Annotated in this window: 18 protein-coding genes; 17 read left to right on the top strand and 1 reads right to left on the bottom strand. The window is 45.2% G+C overall.

The window, feature by feature from the left end; translation table 11 throughout:
• Positions 1-44: 44 nt before the first annotated feature.
• Genes polA through ACYQ5K_RS04385 form a run of 6 tightly spaced genes read left to right on the top strand, consistent with a single transcriptional unit; the run spans position 45 to position 6,670 of the window.
• The gene (polA, locus tag ACYQ5K_RS04360) at positions 45-2,669 is read left to right on the top strand and encodes a DNA polymerase I (RefSeq protein WP_178025887.1); all 2,625 of its coding nucleotides are present in this window, start codon (positions 45-47) and stop codon (positions 2,667-2,669) included.
• A 12-nt stretch (positions 2,670-2,681) separates the two neighbouring features.
• Positions 2,682-3,272: a dephospho-CoA kinase gene (coaE, locus tag ACYQ5K_RS04365; RefSeq protein WP_178025885.1), complete on the top strand. Its 591-nt coding sequence runs from the start codon at positions 2,682-2,684 to the stop codon at positions 3,270-3,272.
• A 20-nt stretch (positions 3,273-3,292) separates the two neighbouring features.
• The gene (locus tag ACYQ5K_RS04370) at positions 3,293-4,090 is read left to right on the top strand and encodes an MBL fold metallo-hydrolase (protein WP_173688114.1); all 798 of its coding nucleotides are present in this window, start codon (positions 3,293-3,295) and stop codon (positions 4,088-4,090) included.
• Positions 4,091-4,132: 42 nt separating this feature from the next.
• The gene (locus ACYQ5K_RS04375) at positions 4,133-4,405 is read left to right on the top strand and encodes an ACT domain-containing protein (protein ID WP_173688115.1); all 273 of its coding nucleotides are present in this window, start codon (positions 4,133-4,135) and stop codon (positions 4,403-4,405) included.
• Positions 4,406-4,415: 10 nt separating this feature from the next.
• The gene (locus ACYQ5K_RS04380) at positions 4,416-5,780 is read left to right on the top strand and encodes a PFL family protein (protein ID WP_178025884.1); all 1,365 of its coding nucleotides are present in this window, start codon (positions 4,416-4,418) and stop codon (positions 5,778-5,780) included.
• Between the two features lie 17 nt (positions 5,781-5,797).
• Positions 5,798-6,670, top strand: coding sequence for a DegV family protein (locus ACYQ5K_RS04385; protein ID WP_173688117.1), 873 nt, complete (start codon positions 5,798-5,800; stop codon positions 6,668-6,670).
• A 187-nt stretch (positions 6,671-6,857) separates the two neighbouring features.
• Here the strand turns inward: ACYQ5K_RS04385 and ACYQ5K_RS04390 are convergent, their stop codons facing one another.
• Positions 6,858-8,147, bottom strand: coding sequence for a nucleotidyltransferase (locus tag ACYQ5K_RS04390; protein ID WP_178025883.1), 1,290 nt, complete (start codon positions 8,145-8,147; stop codon positions 6,858-6,860).
• A gap of 122 nt (positions 8,148-8,269) precedes the next feature.
• Here ACYQ5K_RS04390 and mgtE point away from each other — a divergent pair, with 122 nt between their 5' ends.
• The 11 genes from mgtE (at position 8,270) to ACYQ5K_RS04445 (ending at position 21,624) form a co-directional block, all read left to right on the top strand.
• Positions 8,270-9,622: a magnesium transporter gene (mgtE, locus tag ACYQ5K_RS04395; RefSeq protein WP_195230347.1), complete on the top strand. Its 1,353-nt coding sequence runs from the start codon at positions 8,270-8,272 to the stop codon at positions 9,620-9,622.
• A gap of 128 nt (positions 9,623-9,750) precedes the next feature.
• A complete protein-coding gene (locus tag ACYQ5K_RS04400) occupies positions 9,751-10,938 on the top strand; it encodes an acetate/propionate family kinase (RefSeq protein ID WP_195230348.1) in 1,188 nt (395 codons plus the stop codon).
• Positions 10,939-11,035: 97 nt separating this feature from the next.
• Positions 11,036-11,563 (top strand): YceD family protein, encoded by a 528-nt coding sequence (locus tag ACYQ5K_RS04405; protein ID WP_195230349.1) that lies wholly within the window; start codon positions 11,036-11,038, stop codon positions 11,561-11,563.
• Between the two features lie 3 nt (positions 11,564-11,566).
• Complete coding sequence (rpmF, locus tag ACYQ5K_RS04410) at positions 11,567-11,749, top strand: 50S ribosomal protein L32 (protein WP_008372209.1); 183 nt, start codon at positions 11,567-11,569, stop codon at positions 11,747-11,749.
• A gap of 141 nt (positions 11,750-11,890) precedes the next feature.
• The gene (gene plsX / locus ACYQ5K_RS04415; RefSeq protein ID WP_055156687.1) at positions 11,891-12,916 is read left to right on the top strand and encodes a phosphate acyltransferase PlsX; all 1,026 of its coding nucleotides are present in this window, start codon (positions 11,891-11,893) and stop codon (positions 12,914-12,916) included.
• Positions 12,917-12,937: 21 nt separating this feature from the next.
• On the top strand, positions 12,938-13,168 hold the full coding sequence (gene acpP / locus ACYQ5K_RS04420) for an acyl carrier protein (protein ID WP_008372189.1): 231 nt from the start codon (positions 12,938-12,940) through the stop codon (positions 13,166-13,168).
• A gap of 68 nt (positions 13,169-13,236) precedes the next feature.
• Positions 13,237-13,932 (top strand): ribonuclease III, encoded by a 696-nt coding sequence (gene rnc, locus ACYQ5K_RS04425; RefSeq protein WP_195230350.1) that lies wholly within the window; start codon positions 13,237-13,239, stop codon positions 13,930-13,932.
• 7 nt (positions 13,933-13,939) lie between these two features.
• Entirely contained in the window at positions 13,940-17,500 is a 3,561-nt protein-coding gene (smc, locus tag ACYQ5K_RS04430) for a chromosome segregation protein SMC (protein WP_459777292.1), read from the top strand.
• A 16-nt stretch (positions 17,501-17,516) separates the two neighbouring features.
• Positions 17,517-18,470, top strand: coding sequence for a signal recognition particle-docking protein FtsY (gene ftsY, locus ACYQ5K_RS04435; protein ID WP_459777293.1), 954 nt, complete (start codon positions 17,517-17,519; stop codon positions 18,468-18,470).
• Between the two features lies 1 nt (position 18,471).
• Positions 18,472-19,686 (top strand): threonine ammonia-lyase, encoded by a 1,215-nt coding sequence (gene ilvA, locus ACYQ5K_RS04440; protein ID WP_459777294.1) that lies wholly within the window; start codon positions 18,472-18,474, stop codon positions 19,684-19,686.
• Between the two features lie 549 nt (positions 19,687-20,235).
• Positions 20,236-21,624, top strand: coding sequence for a beta/alpha barrel domain-containing protein (locus ACYQ5K_RS04445; RefSeq protein ID WP_178025643.1), 1,389 nt, complete (start codon positions 20,236-20,238; stop codon positions 21,622-21,624).
• Positions 21,625-21,643: the final 19 nt, after the last annotated feature.

Raw genomic sequence — 21,643 nt, forward strand, 5'->3', positions numbered from 1 at the left:
AGAAAAGATAGAAGTAAGTGATGAGACTTACAGAGAGGCAGTTGATTATGAGCAAAATCGTATTGATAGACGGACACAGTATTCTGAACAGGGCGTTTTTTGGACTTCCGGATCTGACAAATGCGGAAGGACTCCATACGAATGCAGTATATGGATTCTTAAATATTATGTTCAAGATCCTGGAGGAGGAAAAGCCGGAGTATCTGACCGTTGCATTTGATGTGCATGCGCCGACTTTCCGCCATGAGATGTTTGAGGCGTATAAGGGGACGAGAAAGCCGATGGCAGAAGAACTCAGACAGCAGGTACCGTTGATGAAGGAAGTTCTGCATGCTATGGGAATCCGGACGATCGAGCAGGAAGGGCTGGAGGCAGATGACCTTCTTGGAACGTTGTCCAAAAGATGCGAGCAGATGGGGATGGAAGTGGTCATTATTTCCGGAGACAGAGATCTTCTCCAGCTTGCTACAGACCATGTTGAGATTCGGATTCCGAAGACAAAACGGACCGGAACTGAGATTGAGAATTATTATGCAACGGACGTAAAAGAAAAATACCAGGTGACACCGACAGAATTTATTGATGTGAAAGCATTGATGGGAGATACTTCGGATAATATCCCAGGGGTGCCGGGAGTCGGAGAAAAGACGGCGACCAAGATTATTGTAGAATACGGATCTATTGAAAATGCCTACAAGCACGCATCCGAACTGAAGCCGCCGAGAGCATCGAAAAATCTGGTGGAATACTGGGAACAGGCACAAATGAGTAAGGTGCTGGCGACAATCAATGTAGACGCAGATTTTGCTTATGAACTGGAAGAGGCGAAGCTTGGAAATCTTTATACAGAGGAAGCTTATGTCTATTTCCAGAGACTGCAGTTCAAGAATCTGCTGACCCGTTTTGATGTGCAGAGTGAGAATTCGATTGAAGATGCATTTGTGATCGCTGTGGGAAAAGAAGAAATTCAGAAAATCTTTGCGGAGGCGGAAAAAGCGCAGACAGTGGGAGCCGTTCTATACAAAGACACCAGAAATGTACTTCCGCTGTTTGCGGGAAGTGCTGAGATAGGTGGAATTGGAATTTCGTTTGGGAAAGAGAAAATCTACTGCATTCCGGCGGAAAACGGATACAGTATGGCTGAACTTCTGGAGGCACTTGTACATGTGGCAAAGCATGCCGGACGATTTGCGGTGTTTGATCTGAAGTCATCCCTGCCTTATCTGAAAGGGTTAGAAGGAGCGGCAGAGGAGAAGTGTTTTGACAGTATTGTAGCAGCTTATCTCCTGAATCCGTTGAAAAATGATTATGGATTTGAAGATGTGGCGCAGGAGCATCTTGGATTGATGATCGATCCGAAGACAGAACTGGAAAAAATGGTCTGTTATGAAGCCTATGCAGCATTTGCGTCATCGGAAGTTTTGGAAGAAAAGCTGAAAAAAGAGGAAATGTGGAAGCTTTTTACAGAAATAGAGATGCCGCTTGTATTTACCCTGTTCCACATGGAGCAAAACGGGGTGCGTGTAGAAGCCGAAGAACTGAAAAGCTATGGAGAACAGCTTGGCGGAAAAATCGTACAGCTGGAAAAGGAAATCTATGAGCTTGCCGGGGAAGAATTCAATATCAATTCGCCAAAGCAGCTGGGCGTGGTTCTTTTTGAACATCTGTCCCTTCCGAATGGAAAGAAGACGAAAACGGGATATTCGACGGCAGCAGATGTACTGGATAAGCTGGCACCGGATTATCCGATCGTGGCAAAAATCCTGGAATATCGTCAGCTTGCCAAGTTGAAATCGACTTATGCAGATGGGCTTGCCGTGTTTATTCATGAAGATGATCACCGGATCCATGGAAAATTCAACCAGACAGTCACAGCGACCGGACGTATCAGCAGTACAGAGCCAAACCTGCAGAATATCCCGGCGAGGGTAGAACTTGGACGGCTGATCCGTAAAGTATTTGTGCCGGAAGAGGGATATGTGTTTGTAGATGCTGATTATTCACAGATAGAACTGCGTGTGCTGGCACATTGTTCCGGAGATGCAGCACTGATCGAAGCATACCGGGAGGCAAAGGACATTCACCGGATCACAGCTTCTCAGGTGTTCCATACTCCGTTTGATGAAGTGACCGATCTGCAGAGACGAAATGCAAAAGCAGTCAACTTTGGTATTGTTTATGGGATCAGTTCTTTCGGACTGAGCCAGGACTTAAGTATTACGAGAAAAGAAGCGGCCGAATATATTGACCGTTATTTTGAAACCTATCCGGGCATTAAGAAATTTCTGGATGATGCAGTTGCTCATGCAAAAGAACAGGGATATGTTGTGACCTTGTTTGGCAGAAGAAGACCGGTTCCGGAGCTGTCTTCCAGCAATTTCATGCAGAGACAATTCGGGGAACGTGTGGCAATGAATTCTCCGATCCAGGGAACGGCTGCAGATATCATGAAAATCGCAATGATCACTGTGGACAAAGAACTTCGCATGAGAAACATGAAATCCAGACTGGTTCTGCAGGTACACGATGAACTTCTGATCGAGACATGGAAGGAAGAGGAAGAAGAAGTGAGGGAGATCCTGAAAGAAGGTATGATGCATGCGGCAGATCTTTCCGTTCCGCTTGAGATTGACATGCATAGTGGAAAAAACTGGTATGAGGCAAAATAGAAGGAAACAGGTATGAGAAAAATAGGAATAACAGGAGGCATCGGTTCAGGGAAGAGCAAAGTACTCGACTATTTAAGTGAAGCGTGCGGTGCGGTGATCTGTCAGTCAGATCTGGTGGCACATCAGGTACAGCTTCCGGGAGAAAAATGTTATCAGAAGGTCGTGGAGACGTTTGGAAAAGAAATATTAAATCCTGACGGAACGATTGACCGGAAAATTCTTGGCAGAATTGTGTTTGACCAGCCGGAGAAACTGAAAAAGCTGAATACAATCGTGCATCCGGCGGTCAATGAAAAGATCCGGGAGGAAATGCAGAAGGCGCAGGAAGAGGGAAAAGAGCTTTTTATTCTGGAAGCTGCACTCCTTACGGAACCGGTATATCGTGAGATGCTGGATGAAATCTGGTATATTCATGTGCCACAGGAGATCCGGATGGAGAGACTGAGAAGTTCGCGCGGATATTCAGATGAAAAAATGTATGCAGTGTTTGCAAATCAGCCATCGGAAGAGACATTTACAGCGGTTTCGGATCTTGTGATCGAAAACGGTGGAACCTTTGAAGAGACGGAAAAACAGATAGACTTGGCACTGGGAAGAGGCTAAGAACAGGGAGAAGAAACAAGATGAGATTATGCAGTATTGCCAGTGGCAGCAGCGGAAACTGTATTTATGTGGGGAGCGATCACACGCATCTGCTTGTAGATACAGGAATCAGCAAAAAACGAATTGAGGAAGGCTTAAAGGAACTTGAAATAAAAGGGGAAGAGCTGGATGGAATCCTGATTACCCATGAACATGCAGATCATATTCAGGGACTTGGTGTATTCAGCAGAAAATATGAAATTCCGATTTATGGAACACCGGGAACGATTCGGGGGATCCGTGATTATAAAAATCTTGGGAAAATGCCGGAAGGACTTTACCATGAAATCCAGGTAGATAAAGGATTTAAGCTGGGAGATATTGATGTGCATCCATTTGCTATTTCCCATGATGCAAATGAACCGAGCGGTTACCGCTTTGAGCAGGATGGAAAGAAGATCGCGGTAGCGACGGATCTTGGAAAATACGATGAATATACGGTAGAGAACCTGAAGGATTTAAATGCGGTCCTGCTGGAATCTAACCATGATATACATATGCTGGAAGTCGGTCCTTATCCGTACTACCTGAAGCAGAGAGTTCTTGGGGACAGAGGACATTTATCAAATGAATTGTCAGGACGGCTTCTTTGTGATATACTACACAATAACTTGCAGAGTGTATTGCTGGGGCATTTGAGCAAGGAGAATAATTACGAAGAACTTGCATATGAGACTGTCAAGCTGGAGGTCACTTTGGGGCAGAACCCGTATAAGGGAGATGAGATACCGATCGCAGTTGCAAAAAGGGATCAGGTGTCTGCAGTGATCGAGGTTTAGAAAAAGAAAGTATGCGGGATTGGATTCAGGAGGACAGGCAGAATGAAGAAATGCATTATTACAGTAGTCGGTAAAGATTCGGTCGGAATTATTGCGAAAGTGTGTACATACCTGGCAGAGACCAATATCAATATTTTGAATATCTCCCAGACGATCGTGGATGGGTATTTTAATATGATGGCGGTTGCAGATGTGGAAAATTCAAAAAAAGAACTGGATATCGTAGCGGTAGAACTTCGTGATATCGGCTTACAGATCGGTGTCAATATTCATTGTCAGAGAGAAGAGATTTTTGAAAAAATGCACAGACTGTAAGGAGAGAGCTATGATTAACTTTTACGAAGTAGTAGAAACCAACCAGATGATCGAAGAAGAAAATCTGGATGTGAGAACAATCACACTTGGTATCAGTCTGATGGACTGTATTGACTCAGATCTGGACAGACTGAATGAAAAGATATATAAAAAAATCACAACACTTGCAAAGGATCTTGTATCGACAGGAGAGAAGATTGAAAGTGAATTTGGAATTCCGATCGTTAATAAGCGGATTTCCATTACACCGGTTGCACTTGTCGGCGGTTCAGCCTGCAAAAAACCAGAGGATTTTGTGACGATCGCAGAGACGCTGGATAAAGCGGCAAAGGAAGTCGGAGTAAACTTTATCGGAGGATACTCGGCAATCGTATCCAAGGGAATGACAAAAAGCGATGAACTCCTGATCCGTTCTATTCCGATGGCAATGGCAAAGACAGAGCGTGTGTGCAGTTCGGTCAATGTAGGTTCGACAAAGACTGGTATTGATATGGATGCAGTCCGTCTTTGCGGTGAGATTGTAAAAGAGACAGCAGAGATGACAAAGGATAAGGATTCGATTGGCTGTGCAAAATTTGTAGTTTTGTGTAATGCACCGGATGATAACCCGTTTATGGCAGGGGCATTTTTAGGTGTTACCGAAGGAGATGCCGTGATCAATGTCGGTGTCAGCGGACCGGGTGTTGTAAAAAGAGCAATTGAAAAATGCCGTGGCAAAGGGTTCCAGGAACTCTGTGATACGATCAAGAAGACGGCATTTAAGGTAACAAGGGTTGGACAGCTTGTAGCAGGAGAAGCGTCTAAGAGGCTTGGAATTCCATTTGGAATCATTGACCTGTCTCTGGCACCGACACCGGCTGTTGGTGATTCGGTAGCGGAGATTCTGGAAGAAATCGGTCTCGAGAGAGTTGGTGCACCAGGAACAACAGCAGCACTTGCGATGCTGAACGATCAGGTGAAAAAGGGCGGCGTTATGGCCTCTTCTTATGTAGGAGGTTTAAGCGGAGCTTTTATTCCGGTCAGTGAGGATCAAGGAATGATCGATGCAGTCAATGCCGGATCACTTTGCATAGAAAAGCTGGAGGCGATGACTTGTGTCTGCTCGGTAGGGCTTGATATGATCGCTATTCCGGGTAAGACGAAAGCTACCACGATTTCCGGGATCATTGCGGATGAGATGGCGATCGGAATGGTCAATCAGAAGACGACGGCGGTTCGTGTGATACCTGTAGTTGGAAAGGATGTTGGAGATATGGCAGAGTTTGGCGGCCTTTTGGGATATGCGCCGATCATGCCGGTCAATGAATTTGACTGCAGTGCATTTGTGAATCGAAAGGGAAGAATTCCTGCACCGATACATAGTTTTAAAAATTAGAAAGAGGTAAAGAAAGCATGGGGAAAGTTGCGATTGTAACAGATAGTAACAGTGGAATTACACAGGCAGAAGGAAAAAAGATGGGAATTTACGTACTTCCGATGCCATTCTATATCAATGAGGAGCTGTTTTTCGAGGATATCACGCTCACGCAGGAGGAATTTTATGAAAAGCTGGCAGGAGATGCAGATATTAAAACTTCCCAGCCGGCTCCTGGAGATGTAATGGATATGTGGGACAAGGCGCTGGAGGAATATGATGAGATCGTACATATTCCGATGTCAGCCGGTCTTAGCAGTTCCTGTGATACTGCAATCATGCTTTCTCAGGACTATGATGGAAAAGTACAGGTCGTAAATAATCACCGGATTTCTGTTACACAGCGAAGATCGGTGGAAGAGGCGAAAAAGCTTGCAGATGCTGGAAGGAGCGCGGCAGAAATTAAAGAACTGTTAGAAGCGACCCAGTGGGACAGTGATATCTATATTACAGTAGATACGTTAAAATACCTGAAGAAAGGCGGCAGACTTACACCGGCAGCTGCAGCGATCGGAACGGTTCTGAACCTGAAGCCGGTTCTCCGTCTTAAAGGGGAGAAGCTGGACGCTTTTGCAAAGTCAAGAGGATGGAAGAGCGCGAAGAAGACGATGATCAAGACAATTAATGAGATTCGTACTTCTGAATTCGGAGATTGTGATGGAGAAAAAGATCTGTATCTGGATGCGGCTTACACAGGAGACCGTGAGGATGCACAGGAATGGCTGGATGAGCTTCATGAAGCATTTCCGGAGTTTGAAATCCGGATGGATCCGCTGTCGTTGAGTGTGGCATGCCACATCGGACCTGGGGCGAGAGCTGTGACACTGACGAAGATTCTTCATGTGAACTAAATGAATGGGAGAGGCTTTTTGCGCAAACATATGTGAGGCAAAAAGTCTCTTCTTTTTGTATCCTGCTCCCAGATGACTTTATTGGCGAAAGAAGCAGGTGTTGAATCACTGAGAGGTTTGTTTGTCCAAAAGGTAGAGATAATGCTTTTGACAAAAGGCAGGGGAGTTGGAAGCGAGAAGGTAAGTCTTAAATGATTTGTAGCTGCTTCTGGTATTCATTTTTAAATGGTGTGCCAAATCTCTCGGTAATTACGGATTCATAGAGGTCGGAGGCGAAAATGTCCAGGTTCAGGAGAGTCTGGGCGGCACAGGTGAGAGCTTTGGTGTCTGCGAGTTTGGTGATCAGAGGGATGTTGGCATGTTGTTTGATTTCTTTCAGGATTTGTGCATCTTTTTTTTGAAAACCGAGGACACGGGCGTACAGGGCAGACTGTTCTTTTTGTGCTTCGCAGGAAATTGTGGTGGAATCTGCTGTGAAACAGAAAGGGGGGTCGTGCCGGAAGGTGTCTTTTTTTATGCCGAGCAGGATGTGCAGCAGGGCGCGGCTGATCCGGGTGTAGGTGAGTTCTCTGGTTTTCAGGAGATCACAGAAGGAACTCCAGGTGGCAAAATCTTTTCTCCGGTTGATGATGCGGTTGGCGAGATCCTCGCTGACATCCAGGTAAGAGGTCAGGGAGGTGGAAGTTTCCAAAAGCAGGCGGTATTTTAAAAGGAGTGAAAAATCATCCTGGGTAACCGGAAGAGAGAACCGGTAATTCTTTCGCAGCAGGTCCAGGGAGGCGGATGGAAGCTGGGCTGTGACCGGCTCGAAAACATTCTGCATCGGATCTGGATTTAAGAGCTGATTCCGAATCGCGGTAGCAGAACTGAAAGTTTCGCAAAGGGCGGTATCGTGGTAACCGGATTCCTGACGGGATATGGTAAAAGGCTCGATCGGACTTTTCAAATAGTGGAGTGCCTTTAAATATTCGATCCCAAGGGTATTATTTGGCGAGGACAGAATTTGGGCAAGGGAAGAATCGCCTGAGTATGCGCAGAGGGCAGTCTGACGCGCCTGTGGAAATGGTCTGCCTTTTCTCAGTTCATCCTGCAGAATCTGACGGTATGCTTCAGGTTCTTCGGAAAGAATCCGGGAGATATGCGCAAGTTTCTGGATATCGCCGCATTCACTGCCAAAGCAGAGGGAAGAGATACAGCCAAGGTTATTGAAAATGGAAACAGCGCCCCGGGCAAACAGTTCTGCGCTTCCACAGGCGAAAAGAACCGGAAGCTCCAGAACGAGGGCTGCACCTCCCGAAATAGCAGCTTTGGCACGCAGATGTTTTGGGGCAATGGCAGGGGTGCCGCGCTGGACGAAGTCACCGCTCATAAGGACGACGGCTGCGTCTGAATCTGTTTTTCTGAGTGCCTCTTCTATATGATACTGATGTCCGTTGTGAAATGGATTATATTCTGCAATGATACCGACTGTTTTCATACTTTTAACTAAAATCTCCTTGTGCATTGTTTGTGAAAAGATTATACTATAAAAAGAGTTTTTATGCAAAATACATCCCATATTCTGTGCTTTTGGGGGGACGAAAAGGAGGAAGAGACAAGATGGACAGGGAAAAGATTCTTGATCTTCTGGAGAAGAGAGAGTACAAGGAATTAAAAGAAGAGTTGGGAAATTTGTATCCGGTAGATATTGCTGAGTTTTTGGAGAATGTAGATGAAAAGCAGATGCTGCTTATTTTCCGGTTGCTGGGGAAGGAAGAGGCGGCTGAGACATTTACCTACATGAACAGTGATATGCGTGAGGTGCTGATCGGTGCACTTACCGATTCCGAGCTGAAGGAAGTCATGGACGAGATGTATCTGGATGATACCGTAGACGTGATTGAAGAGATGCCGGCAAATGTGGTAGACCGTCTTCTGATGATGACGGATGAGGATACCAGAAAACAGATCAACAGTCTGCTCAAATATCCGGAGGACAGTGCAGGAAGTGTGATGAATGTAGAATACATCGCCCTTCGTCCGGATATGACAGTTGCGGATGCTATTTTAAAGATCCGGCAGGTCGGGATCAACAAAGAAACCATCTATACCTGTTATGTGACAGAGAAACGAAAGCTGATCGGTGTAGTGGATATCAAAGATCTGCTGACCAGCAGCGAAAGCCGTACCATGGAAGAGATTATGGATACCAATATTCTGTATGCGCACACTACGGATGACCAGGAGACGGTAGCATCAACCATCCGCAAGTATGGTCTTGTGGCGATTCCGATCGTGGACAGGGAGCTTTGTATGGTCGGGATCGTAACGGTTGACGATGCGATGGAAGTCTTAAAAGAAGAGGCAACCGAAGATATCAGTATCATGGCAGGTGTGACACCGAATGAAGACACCTATTTTGGAACCAGTGCATTCCAACATGCGAAGAACCGAAGCGTCTGGCTTCTGTTTCTGATGCTTTCCGCAACTTTCAGCGGCATGGTTCTGGAGCATTTTTCACCGGTGATCGTGGCGATGCCGGTGCTGAATACGTTTGTTCCGATGCTGACTGGAACCGGCGGTAACTGCGGATCCCAGAGCTCGACGCTGATCATCCGTGGCCTGACGGTAGGAGAGGTACAGTTCCGGGACATTTTCAAGGTTATTTTTAAAGAACTCCGGGTGGCACTTTTTGTCGGACTTTTCCTTGCGGTTGTGAATGGAATCCGTGTCGTGCTGATGTACCAGGGGAAGACAGATAATCCGGTTCTGCTTGCCTTTACACTAGGACTTACTCTGATGTGTACGGTGGCAATGGCAAAACTGATTGGCTGTACCCTGCCGCTTGCAGCGAAGAAGATCGGACTGGATCCGGCGATCATGGCGGCACCGCTGATCACGACACTGGTAGATACCGGTACAACACTGGTATATTTTACAATTGCAACCCATATTTTTCATCTGACAGTGTAACATTGTACTGAAAAATATTACGTGAAAAAAATAACATTACTTGTATACAATGTGTGCAAGGAGTATAATTAAGAATAGAGTGTGAGTTCTAATAAAGAAAATTCTAGTACCAGAAGGGAGAAACATCAATGAATGTATTAGTAATCAACTGCGGAAGTTCATCACTGAAGTTCCAGCTCATCAACTCAGAATCGGAGGCGGTTCTCGCAAAAGGTCTTTGCGAAAGAATCGGTATTGACGGAAGACTTACCTATCAGCCGGCAGGTGGAGAGAAGAATGTATCTGAAAAGGCTATGCCTACACATACAGAAGCAATCCAGTTCGTAATCGACGCGCTGACAGATACAGATACAGGTGTTGTTAAGAGTCTTGACGAAATCGGAGCAGTCGGACATCGTGTTGTTCACGGCGGAGAAAAGTTTGCAAAATCTGTAGTTGTAACACCGGAAGTAAAAGCTGCGATCGCAGAGTGCAATGACCTTGCACCACTTCATAACCCGGCAAACTTAATCGGAATCGAAGCTTGTGAAAGTCTGATGCCGGGCACACCACAGGTTGTTGTATTTGATACTGCTTTTCATCAGACAATGCCTGAGAAAGCTTATATGTATGGACTTCCATACGAATATTATGAAAAATACAAAGTAAGACGTTACGGATTCCACGGAACAAGCCACAGCTTCGTATCTAAGAGAGTAGCTGAGATCGTTGGAAAACCATATAACGCAACAAAGACAATCGTATGTCACCTTGGTAACGGTGCATCTATTTCCGCAGTTCTCAACGGAGAATCTGTAGATACCTCTATGGGACTTACTCCGCTGGAAGGTCTTGTAATGGGAACACGTTCCGGAGATATTGATCCGGCGATCATGGAATTCATTGCTAAGAAAGAGAACCTTGACATTGCAGGAATCATGAATGTCCTGAACAAGAAATCAGGTGTGGAAGGTGTATCCGGTGTATCCAGCGACTTCCGTGATCTTGAAGAAGCAGCAAATGCAGGAAACAAACGTGCAAGACTTGCACTTGACGTATTTGCTTACAGAGTAGCAAAATATGTTGGTGCTTACACAGCAGCTATGAACGGTGTAGATAACATCGTATTTACAGCTGGTATCGGAGAGAATGCAGGTACTGTAAGAACAGCAGTATGCAGCTACCTTGGCTACCTTGGAATTACAATCGACGAAGAAGCAAATGCAAAACGTGGAGAAGAGATCGTAATCTCTACACCGGATTCCAAAGTGAAAGTTCTTGTAGTTCCGACAAACGAAGAACTTGCAATCGCAAGAGAGACAGTTGCACTTGTATAACAGAAGAAATTAGAAAAAACCTTAAAATCTGTAAATCATCCTTGACAAAAAGAATTTACATGGTATAATAGTTTAGGTGTGAACAGGAGAAAGAATTATGTTAATTGACCTGTCCGAAGTCTTATCTGAACCGCATAAGTCCATTGACGAAGTGGTCGGCACTGAGATGAAAGAAGTGAAGGTGAACGGAAGCAGATTTCCGGTAAGCCAGACACAGCCTGTGCATATTCATGTCGAGTATGCCGGAGAGAAAAAACTTCATATCAGTTGTGAGACAAGTCTTACGGTAATCATTCCGTGTGACAGATGTCTTACAGATGTACCGACAGATTTCATGCTTTCCTTTGAAAAGCAGGTGAATACAGCTCTGGCAGACGGAGAAGATGATGGCGAATCCGATGAAGCGAATTACATTGACGGATATCATCTTGATGTGGAGCAGCTGCTCTATAACGAGATTTTAGTAGGGTGGCCGATGAAAGTTCTATGTAGCGAAGACTGTAAAGGGATTTGCAGTGTATGTGGTCAGAACTTGAATGAGGGAAGCTGCGACTGCGAAGACACCAGTCTTGACCCTAGAATGTCAGTTATCCGCGATCTTTACAAGAATTTTAAGGAGGTGTAACCTATGTCAATTTGTCCAAAGAATAAATCTTCTAAAGCAAGAAGAGACAAGAGAAGAGCAAACTGGAAAATGAGCGCACCGAATCTGGTGAAATGCAGCAAATGTGGAGAACTTATGATGCCACACAGAGTTTGCAAAGCTTGTGGATCTTACAACAAGAGAGAAATCGTTACTGTAGAAAACTAATTAAAAAAGGCTATAGTACAGGAGTTAGGCGTATTGCTTAACTCCTTTTCTTTTGCCTATTTTTCCTAAATCTGCTAAATATTATTGATTTTTACGGTCATGTCTAGTAGAATTGGTTTAGTAATGCTGGGAGGTAACAGTATGAAAGAAATAACAAAAGTTGTTGTCGATGCAATGGGCGGAGACAACGCACCGCATGAGATCATCAAAGGTGCGGTCGAGGCGGTCGGGAAGTCAGATGCGATCCATGTGATCCTGGTCGGAAAAGAAGATGTCATCAATCAGGAACTTTCCGGGTACACATATAATAAAGAACAGATTTCGGTTGTTCATACATCGGAAGTAATTGAGACAGCAGAACCGCCGGTTATGGCGATTCGCAGAAAGAAAGACTCATCCATTGTGGTAGGTCTTAAGATGGTGAAGGATAAAGAAGCTGACGCTTTTGTTTCAGCAGGAAGTTCCGGTGCGGTTCTTGCCGGGGGACAGCTTCTGGTTGGACGTATCAAAGGGGTGGAAAGACCACCGCTTGCACCGCTGATCCCGACAGAAAAAGGATTTTCCATTTTGATCGACTGTGGGGCGAATGTAGATGCTAGGCCTTCACATCTGGTGCAGTTTGCCAAGATGGGTTCTATCTATATGGAACATATTATGGGAGTCAAGAATCCGAAGGTTGCGATCGTCAATATCGGAGCTGAGGAAGAAAAGGGTAATGCCCTGGTCAAGGAGACTTTTCCTATGCTGAAAGAATGTAAGGATATTAACTTTACCGGAAGCATCGAAGCGAGAGAAATCCCTCACGGACAGGCAGATGTTATCGTCTGTGAAGCATTTACCGGCAACGTGATCCTGAAACTCTATGAAGGAGTAGCATCGGTTCTTGTAAGCAAGATCAAAGGTGGTATGAAGCAGAATCTCCGCGGCATGATCGGTGGACTTCTGGTTAAGCCGGTGCTGAAAAAGACTATGAAGGATTTTGACGCAAGTGAGTACGGTGGAGCACCACTGCTTGGACTCACCGGTCTGGTAGTAAAGACACACGGCAGTTCCAAGGCAAAAGAAGTCTGCAATTCAATTTTGCAGTGCGTAACCTTCAAAGAAGAAGGAATCAATGAAAAGATCAAAGAATGTATTCAGGCGGAAGAAAAATCCGCACAGGAATAAGCTCAGAAAGGATTAAGAATTATGGAATTTGAAAAACTGAAAGACATTATTGTTGATGTGATGGGATGTAACCCGGATGAAATTACGATGGACACTACATTTGTAGATGATCTGGGAGCTGATTCGCTTGATATTTTCCAGATTATTATGGGGATTGAAGATGCATTTGATATCGAAATTGAAAATGAAGATGCAGAAAAGATCGCAACAGTAGGTGATGCTGTAGAACAGATCAAGAACGCTGTTAACTAGGAAAAAATGATTACAGGGGACATCCCCATTTCTGGGGAATGTCCTTTTTTAAAATTGGAGGAGCAATCATGAGCAGAAATGTAAAGGAACTGGAAGAAAAAATCGGCTACAATTTCAAGGACAGCCATTTGCTCAGACATGCTGTGACGCACAGCTCTTATGTGAATGAAAAGCATATGAAGAAGGCAGACTGTAATGAACGTCTGGAATTCCTTGGAGATGCCGTTCTGGAACTGATTTCAAGCGAATATCTTTTTTTCGAGAACCAGACAATGCCGGAAGGAGAACTGACTAAGTTAAGGGCAAGCATGGTATGCGAGAAGGCACTTGCATTTTGTGCGCGGGATCTGGATCTTGGAAGTTATCTGCTGCTTGGGAAAGGTGAGGACGCGACCGGTGGAAGATTCAGAGAGTCTATTACCTCGGATGCATTGGAAGCACTGATTGGTGCGATTTATCTGGATGGTGGTTTTGCTAATGCGAAAGAGTTTATTTTAAAATATATTTTAAACGACCTGGAAGGGAAACGGCTCTTTTATGATAGCAAGACTATCCTGCAGGAAATGGTACAGGGCGGTCAGGAAAAAGGAATTGTCTACCAGCTGGTAGGAGAAGAAGGACCGGACCATAATAAATCCTTCCGTGTAGAGGTTGTGATCGGTGGAGAAGCCTTTGGATGTGGTATCGGAAGGACCAAAAAGGCTGCCGAGCAGGAAGCGGCTTATCAGGCAATCCTTAAGCTGAAAGAAGGAAAGGTACAGTAGGTGAGGCATGTATTTAAAAAGTATTGAAGTACAGGGATTTAAGTCTTTTGCAAATAAGATTGTCTTTGAATTTCATAACGGGATCACCGGAATCGTCGGACCGAACGGAAGTGGAAAAAGTAACGTGGCGGATGCCGTCCGCTGGGTACTCGGAGAGCAGAAGGTGAAGCAACTCCGTGGAGGTACGATGCAGGATGTTATTTTTTCCGGTACGGAAAACCGGAAACCTCTCAGCTACGCATCGGTTGCGATCACACTGGATAATTCAGATCACAAACTCCCGGTGGAGTTTGAAGAGGTTAAAGTCACAAGAAAGCTGTACCGTTCGGGGGAAAGTGAATATCTGATCAACGGCAGTGTATGCAGGCTCAAGGATATCAATGAGATGTTTTATGATACGGGTATCGGAAAAGAAGGATATTCGATCATCGGACAGGGACAGATTGACAAGATTCTGAGTGGTAAGCCGGAAGAGAGACGAGAGCTTTTTGATGAGGCAGCCGGGATTGTCAAATTTAAGCGACGTAAGGCGTTGTCTCTTCGCAAACTGGAAGAAGAGCAGAGCAATCTGGTCCGTGTCAATGATATTTTGGGAGAGCTGGAGAAGCAATTTGGTCCTCTTCAGAGACAGTCGGAGACAGCGAAGGAATATCTGAAAAAGAGAGAAGAACTGAAGCGTTATGACATCAATATGTTCCTGGTGGAGATGAAACGTCTGAAGGGGCAGATCCGGGAAAACGATGAGAAGCTGAAGATTGCGCAGGATGAACTCACTGAAGCCGGCAAAAAGCATGAAGATATGAAGGCGCAGTATGAGAAGATCGAGCAGGAAGTAGACGAGATCGACGCCGGAATCGAGCATGCAAAAAGCCAGAGAAATGAGACAACACTTCTGAAACAGCAGTTGGAAAACCAGATCGAGCTTTTAAAAGAGCAGATCAATAGTGTCCGCATGAATGATGAACACTATGAAAAACGGGCAAACGATATTCAGGCAGAGCTTGCAAACCGCGAAAGGCAGAAATCCGAACTGGAAGAAGAAAAAGCAGAGATCGACAGACATCTTGCAGCAGCATCTGAGAGACAAAAGCAGGCAGGAGAGGAGCTGACTGCCCTGCAGAGCCGGATTGCAGAGATGACAGTGGAGATTGAAAAGAATCAGAACGATATCCGTGAGCTTCTGAATAACCGTGCATCCACGAAGGCAAAGCTGCAGCATTATGAGACGACGCTTGAACAGATCAAGGTACGCCGGGCACTGCTTTACAAACGTCTGGTAGAAGCGGAGAGTGATGTACAGAGGCAACAGGAACTTGCCGCGCAGTATACGGAAGAACTGAAGGCAGTATCAGGGAAGATCGCGGATTCTGTAGAACAGATCAAAAACTATGAAACAGAGATTGCCGGACTGCAAAAAGAGATCGGACAGACAAATGAAAACCTGCGAAACAGGCAGAATGCTTATCATAGGGAGTACTCTCGTCTGGAGTCTCTGAGGAACCTTACGGAGCGTTACGATGGTTATGGGAACAGTATCCGTCGTGTGATGGAGCAGAAAAGCCGTGAGCCGAAAATCCTGGGAGTTGTGGCTGATCTGATCAAAGTAGATAAAAAATATGAGACTGCGGTGGAGATCGCACTTGGAGGCAGTATCCAGAATATCGTTACTGCAGACGAAGAGACTGCAAAAAAAATGATTGGTTATCTGAAGCAGAACCGGTATGGACGTGCAACTTTCCTTCCATTGACAGCGATCCGTGGGGGACAGGGATTGACCAGGGCAGAAGCCCTTCGCGAGCCGGGTGTGATCGGAACGGCGGACAAGCTGGTAACGGTAGAAGATAAATTTACATCTCTTGCAGAGCATCTTCTTGGAAGAACTCTTGTGGCAGACAACATTGATACAGGGATCCGTCTGGCAAGAAAGTACCGTCAGTCCCTGCGGATCGTTACGCTGGAAGGAGATCTGATCAATCCTGGCGGAGCAATGAGCGGTGGAGCATTTAAGAATTCCAGTAATCTGCTCAGCAGAAGACGTGAAATCGAAGAACTGGAAAAGACGGTTGCGCGTCTGAAAACAGAACTTCAGAAAGCGGAAGCAGAAGTTGCGGCCGCAAAGGAGAAGCGGACGGCGCTGTATGCAAAGGTGGAAGAAATCCAGCAGGAATTGCAGAATGACTATGTGGTTCAGAATACTGCGAAGATGAATCTGGACCAGGTAAAAAGCCGTCAGAATGCGACCAGAGAAAATTCAGAAGGAATTTATGCGGAGCGCAAGAAGCTGGAAGAACAGGTTCATGAGATCGAGGAAAATGAAGAATCGATCAAAATGGAACTGGAGACCAGCCAGCACCTGGAGGACGAGCTGACACGCCAGATGGAAAGCTCACAGAAGTGGCTGGAAAAAGAGCGTGAGGCAGAAGCGGCAGAAGTGCGCAAAAATGAAAATATTCATCTTAGTTTTGCTGCATTGGAGCAGAAAAAAGATTTTATCGAGGAGAATTTTGTCCGTATCCGGGAAGAGATGGAAAAATTCCGGGAAGAGCTTGCCACTTTAAATGCAAGCAAAGGAGAGAATTACGGTGAGATCGAGCAGAAGGAAGCACAGATTACCGAGATCCGGCAGACGATAGAGAATTCAAAGGAATTATTCGAGGAAATCAACAAAGAGATCGAAGAATCGCAGAAAAAGCGGGAAGAACTGAATCAGAAGCATAAAGCATTTCTGAAAAAGCGGGAAGATCTGGCAACCCATATGGCAGAGCTTGATAAAGAATCCTTCCGGCTGACCAGCAAAAAAGAAGGCTACGAGGAAGCTTTGGAAAAGCAGATCAATTACATGTGGGAAGAGTACGAACTGACGTATAATCATGCGCTGGAAATCCGGGATGAGAGTCTGACAGATCCTGCCGAGATGCGGAGGCGGATCCAGGAATTAAAGACGGAGATCCGGAAACTCGGATCGGTGAACGTCAATGCGATCGAAGATTTTAAAAATCTTTCCGAGCGATATGAATTTATGAAAACCCAGCATGATGATCTGGTAGAGGCAGAAGTAACGCTCAAGAAGATCATTGAAGAGCTGGATGAGGCGATGCGCAAGCAGTTTACTGAGCAGTTTGCAAAGATCAGCCAGGAGTTTAATCAGGTGTTCAAACAGCTGTTCGGTGGTGGAAAAGGAACTCTGGAACTGATGGATGGTGAGGATGTGCTGGAAGCCGGAATCCGGATTATTGCGCAGCCACCGGGTAAAAAACTTCAGAATATGATGCAGCTCTCCGGTGGAGAAAAGGCGTTGACGGCGATTTCACTGCTGTTTGCAATCCAGAATCTGAAACCTTCCCCGTTTTGCCTGCTGGATGAGATCGAGGCGGCACTGGATGATTCTAATGTCACGAGATTTGCACAGTATTTGCACAAGCTGACGAAAAATACACAGTTTATCGTCATTACACATCGTCGCGGTACGATGACAGCGGCAGACCGGCTGTATGGGATCACTATGCAGGAAAAAGGGGTATCAACGCTGGTATCTGTGGATCTTCTGGAAGATGAGCTTACAAAGTAGTGGATAGGAGGATATGATGGCAGAGGAAAAAATGGGATTTTTTAAGCGTCTGGTAGCAGGACTTAACAAGACGCGCGATAATATCGTGTCTGGAATGGACAGTATTTTTCATGGATTTTCAAAGATAGATGAGGACTTTTATGAGGAACTGGAAGAGGTTCTGATCATGGGAGATCTGGGGGTAAAAGCAACTTACGCGATTCTTGATGATCTTCGTAAAAAAGTAAAAGAACAGCATATCAAAGAGCCGATTGAGTGCAGACAGCTCCTGATCGACAGTATCAAAGAGCAGATGGATGTAGGCGAGACGGCTTATGAATTTGAAAACCAGACTTCTGTTGTTCTGGTGATCGGGGTAAATGGAGTTGGAAAAACGACTACTATCGGAAAACTTGCCGGTAAGATGAGAGGTCAGGGCAAGAAAGTTGTGCTTGCAGCAGCAGATACTTTCCGTGCAGCAGCGGGAGAGCAGTTAAAGGAATGGGCGCATCGTTCGGATGCAGACCTGATCGGCGGACAGGAAGGTGCAGATCCGGCAGCCATCGTTTATGATGCGGTAGCGGCTGCGAAAGCGAGAAAGGCAGATGTCCTTCTGGTGGATACAGCCGGAAGACTTCACAATAAAAAGAACCTGATGGAGGAACTGAAGAAGATTAACCGTGTGCTGGAAAGGGAATATCCGGAGGCATACAGAGAAACCTTGGTCGTTCTGGATGCAACGACCGGACAGAATGCACTTTCACAGGCAAAGGAATTCAGTGATGTTGCGGATATTACAGGAATTATCCTGACTAAGATGGATGGAACGGCCAAAGGCGGAATTGCAGTTGCAATTCAGGCAGAGCTTGGAATTCCTGTTAAATATATAGGTGTCGGTGAGATGATCGATGATCTGCAGAAATTCGATTCCGACGAATTTGTACAGGCATTATTTACAACAGAAGAAAAGAAGGAAGAAGGAGAAGAATAATATGCTGACATTGGAAAAATTTGAAGAAGCAAGCGAGATCGTAAAACGTGTGACTCGTCCGACAAAGCTTATCTACAGTGAGTATCTCAGTAGCCAGACCGGGGGAAAGGTTTATTTGAAACCGGAAAATATGCAGTACACAGGTGCATACAAATTAAGAGGAGCTTATTACAAGATCAGCACTCTTTCTGAGGAAGATCGTGCAAAAGGTCTGATCACAGCTTCAGCGGGAAACCATGCACAGGGTGTGGCATATGCGGCAAAAGCGTTTGGATGTAAGGCGACGATTGTTATGCCTACTGTCACTCCGCTGATCAAGGTAAACCGTACCAAGAGCTATGGTGCCGAGGTTGTTTTACACGGAGATGTTTATGACGATGCCTGTGCAAAGGCCTATGAGCTTGCTGAAGAGTACGGATATACTTTTGTACATCCGTTCGACGATCTGGATGTAGCTACCGGACAGGGAACGATTGCAATGGAAATTGTCCAGGAACTCCCGACCGTTGATTATATCCTTGCACCGATCGGGGGCGGCGGACTGATCACAGGTGTATCTACACTTGCGAAAATGCTGAATCCAAAGATCAAAGTGATCGGTGTGGAACCGGCAGAAGCAGCAAGTATGACTGCTGCAATCGAAGCAGGACATACCGTAACACTTCCAAGTGCCAACACGATCGCAGATGGTACAGCAGTAAAAAAAGTCGGGGAACAGAACCTCCCATACGTTATGGAAAATGTAGACCAGATCGTGACTGTAGAAGATGATGAACTGGTCGGAGCATTCCTTGATATGGTGGAAAACCATAAAATGGTAGTAGAAAACTCCGGTCTTCTTTCTGTTGCAGCTTTAAAACAGCTGGATCTGAAAGGTAAGAAAGTAGTATCTATCTTAAGCGGCGGGAACATGGATGTTATTACCATGTCTTCTGTTGTGCAGCACGGACTGATCCAGAGAGACCGTATCTTCTCTGTATCGGTACTTCTTCCGGATAAACCGGGTGAACTGGTAAAAGTGGCACAGACGATTGCAGAAGAGCAGGGAAATGTGATCAAACTGGAACATAATCAGTTTGTAAGCATTAACCGGAATGCGGCTGTGGAGCTTCGTGTGACACTGGAAGCATTTGGAACCGATCATAAGAACCGGATTATTGCGGCATTGGAGGCAGCCGGGTTCAGACCGAAGATGATCAGTGCAAAGTTATATTAAAATATTTGAGAGGGCAGTCTTATCCCATGGAGGGGTGAGGCTGCCTTTTTTGAATAGGGTTGTGAGGCTGGGCGGGAAAAAAGAATCTCTTCCAATCCAAGTTGTGCAAACCATTCCGATGAACCTCTGAAAGCGAAAATTATGTCAGCAAAGGCTTCCATAATTTTTGAGTTTCATCTCCATTGCACAAAATAGGATTGGAAGAGATTCTTTTTCCCGCCCAGCCAGATAACGGTATTGGCAAAGAGGACGACATTGCTTCATTGTGAAGAGAGGGATAGAGACAGTAAGGAAGTTGGGTGCTTGTCTAGGGTGGGAGATATTGGAAAAAAGGGATAATTGTTGAGGACGGGAGATATTGGAGAAAATAGGTGGATTAAACTAGGGAAAATGGATGAGAAGAGAATCGAGACTGTATGAAAGTTTAACAAATTAGCACTTTAATTGAATGAAATACTGGCTAAAGTCACGAAATGAGGAAAATGGGGTTGACATCGAAGGTATAGTTGTATACAATGATACAAAAATACAGGTCAGGGAGTGACGGTTATGGAAAACAGGAAGGTTTATCTGGATAAGCATACAAATTTATTGCAACTTGAGGAGCATATGTACCCGCTGGTAGACGTGGACACACCGAATGTGTTTCGGAACCTGTTTCATTATGATGAGATTCCGAAGATTGCGTTTAATGATCGTATTGTACCGCACAGTATGCCGGATGAGATCTGGATCACGGATACGACATTCAGGGATGGACAGCAGTCGAGAGCGCCCTATTCAACGGATCAGATTGTAACCATTTTCGATTATATGCACAGGCTTGGAGGTCCGCAGGGGAAGATTCGTCAGAGTGAATTTTTCTTATACAGCAAGAAAGACCGGGATGCCGTATATAAATGTATGGAAAGAGGTTATAAGTTCCCGGAGATCACAAGCTGGATCCGTGCAAATAAAAAGGATTTTGAGCTGGTAAAAGATCTGGGAATGAAGGAAACAGGAATCCTGGTAAGCTGTTCGGATTATCATATTTTTTATAAACTGAAGATGACAAGACGAGAGGCGATGGAACATTATCTGTCAGTTGTACGTGAATGTCTGGAGACCGGTATTAGTCCAAGATGTCATTTGGAAGATATTACCAGATCGGATATTTATGGATTTGTCATTCCATTCTGTCTGGAATTGATGCATCTGATGGAAGAATACCAGATTCCGGTTAAGATCCGTGTCTGTGATACGATGGGATACGGAGTCAACTATCCGGGGGCTGTGATTCCTCGTTCCATTCCGGGTATCATATACGGACTCAGAGTACATGCAGGTGTACCGAGTGAACTGATCGAATTCCATGGACATAATGATTTTTACAAGGCAGTCAATAATTCTACAACGGCCTGGCTTTATGGAGCGTGTGGCGTGAACTGTTCCTTGTTTGGAATCGGCGAACGTACCGGCAATACGCCACTGGAAGCAATGATTTTTGAATATGCGCAGCTTCGTGGAACGCTGGATGACATGGATACAACGGTGATTACTGAACTGGCAGAATATTATGAAAAAGAGATTGGATACCAGATCCCGCCGCGTACCCCGTTTGTCGGAAAGAATTTCAATGTAACCCGTGCGGGAATCCATGCAGACGGACTGTTAAAGAACGAAGAAATCTACAATGTGTTTGATACCGGCAAGTTTCTGAACCGACCACCGCTGGTTGCTGTGTCCAATACTTCCGGTCTTGCAGGTATTGCACACTGGATAAATACATATTATCACCTGAAAAATGAGAAACAGGTAGACAAGAATTCCATTTTAGTTGTAGAATTGAAGAAGTGGGTTGATGCGGAATATGAATCCGGCCGTGTGACCGTACTCACAGATGAGGAACTAATCCGGGAGATTGAGAGAATCTGTGGCGAAAAGGGGATCACAATCTAACGAAATTCAGGAGAGAGAT

It is taken from the genome of Allocoprococcus similis (assembly GCF_054660775.1).

Coding starts and splice junctions, on each gene's coding strand:
- acpP (WP_008372189.1), top strand. CDS start 12,938: ATGGAATTTGAAAAACTGAAAGACATTATTGTTGATGTGATGGGATGT.
- plsX (WP_055156687.1), top strand. CDS start 11,891: ATGAAAGAAATAACAAAAGTTGTTGTCGATGCAATGGGCGGAGACAAC.
- mgtE (WP_195230347.1), top strand. CDS start 8,270: ATGGACAGGGAAAAGATTCTTGATCTTCTGGAGAAGAGAGAGTACAAG.
- ACYQ5K_RS04445 (WP_178025643.1), top strand. CDS start 20,236: ATGGAAAACAGGAAGGTTTATCTGGATAAGCATACAAATTTATTGCAA.
- smc (WP_459777292.1), top strand. CDS start 13,940: ATGTATTTAAAAAGTATTGAAGTACAGGGATTTAAGTCTTTTGCAAAT.
- coaE (WP_178025885.1), top strand. CDS start 2,682: ATGAGAAAAATAGGAATAACAGGAGGCATCGGTTCAGGGAAGAGCAAA.
- ACYQ5K_RS04380 (WP_178025884.1), top strand. CDS start 4,416: ATGATTAACTTTTACGAAGTAGTAGAAACCAACCAGATGATCGAAGAA.
- rnc (WP_195230350.1), top strand. CDS start 13,237: ATGAGCAGAAATGTAAAGGAACTGGAAGAAAAAATCGGCTACAATTTC.
- ACYQ5K_RS04375 (WP_173688115.1), top strand. CDS start 4,133: ATGAAGAAATGCATTATTACAGTAGTCGGTAAAGATTCGGTCGGAATT.
- ACYQ5K_RS04370 (WP_173688114.1), top strand. CDS start 3,293: ATGAGATTATGCAGTATTGCCAGTGGCAGCAGCGGAAACTGTATTTAT.
- ACYQ5K_RS04390 (WP_178025883.1), bottom strand. CDS start 8,147: ATGAAAACAGTCGGTATCATTGCAGAATATAATCCATTTCACAACGGA.
- ACYQ5K_RS04400 (WP_195230348.1), top strand. CDS start 9,751: ATGAATGTATTAGTAATCAACTGCGGAAGTTCATCACTGAAGTTCCAG.
- ACYQ5K_RS04385 (WP_173688117.1), top strand. CDS start 5,798: ATGGGGAAAGTTGCGATTGTAACAGATAGTAACAGTGGAATTACACAG.
- rpmF (WP_008372209.1), top strand. CDS start 11,567: ATGTCAATTTGTCCAAAGAATAAATCTTCTAAAGCAAGAAGAGACAAG.
- ftsY (WP_459777293.1), top strand. CDS start 17,517: ATGGCAGAGGAAAAAATGGGATTTTTTAAGCGTCTGGTAGCAGGACTT.
- ilvA (WP_459777294.1), top strand. CDS start 18,472: ATGCTGACATTGGAAAAATTTGAAGAAGCAAGCGAGATCGTAAAACGT.
- ACYQ5K_RS04405 (WP_195230349.1), top strand. CDS start 11,036: ATGTTAATTGACCTGTCCGAAGTCTTATCTGAACCGCATAAGTCCATT.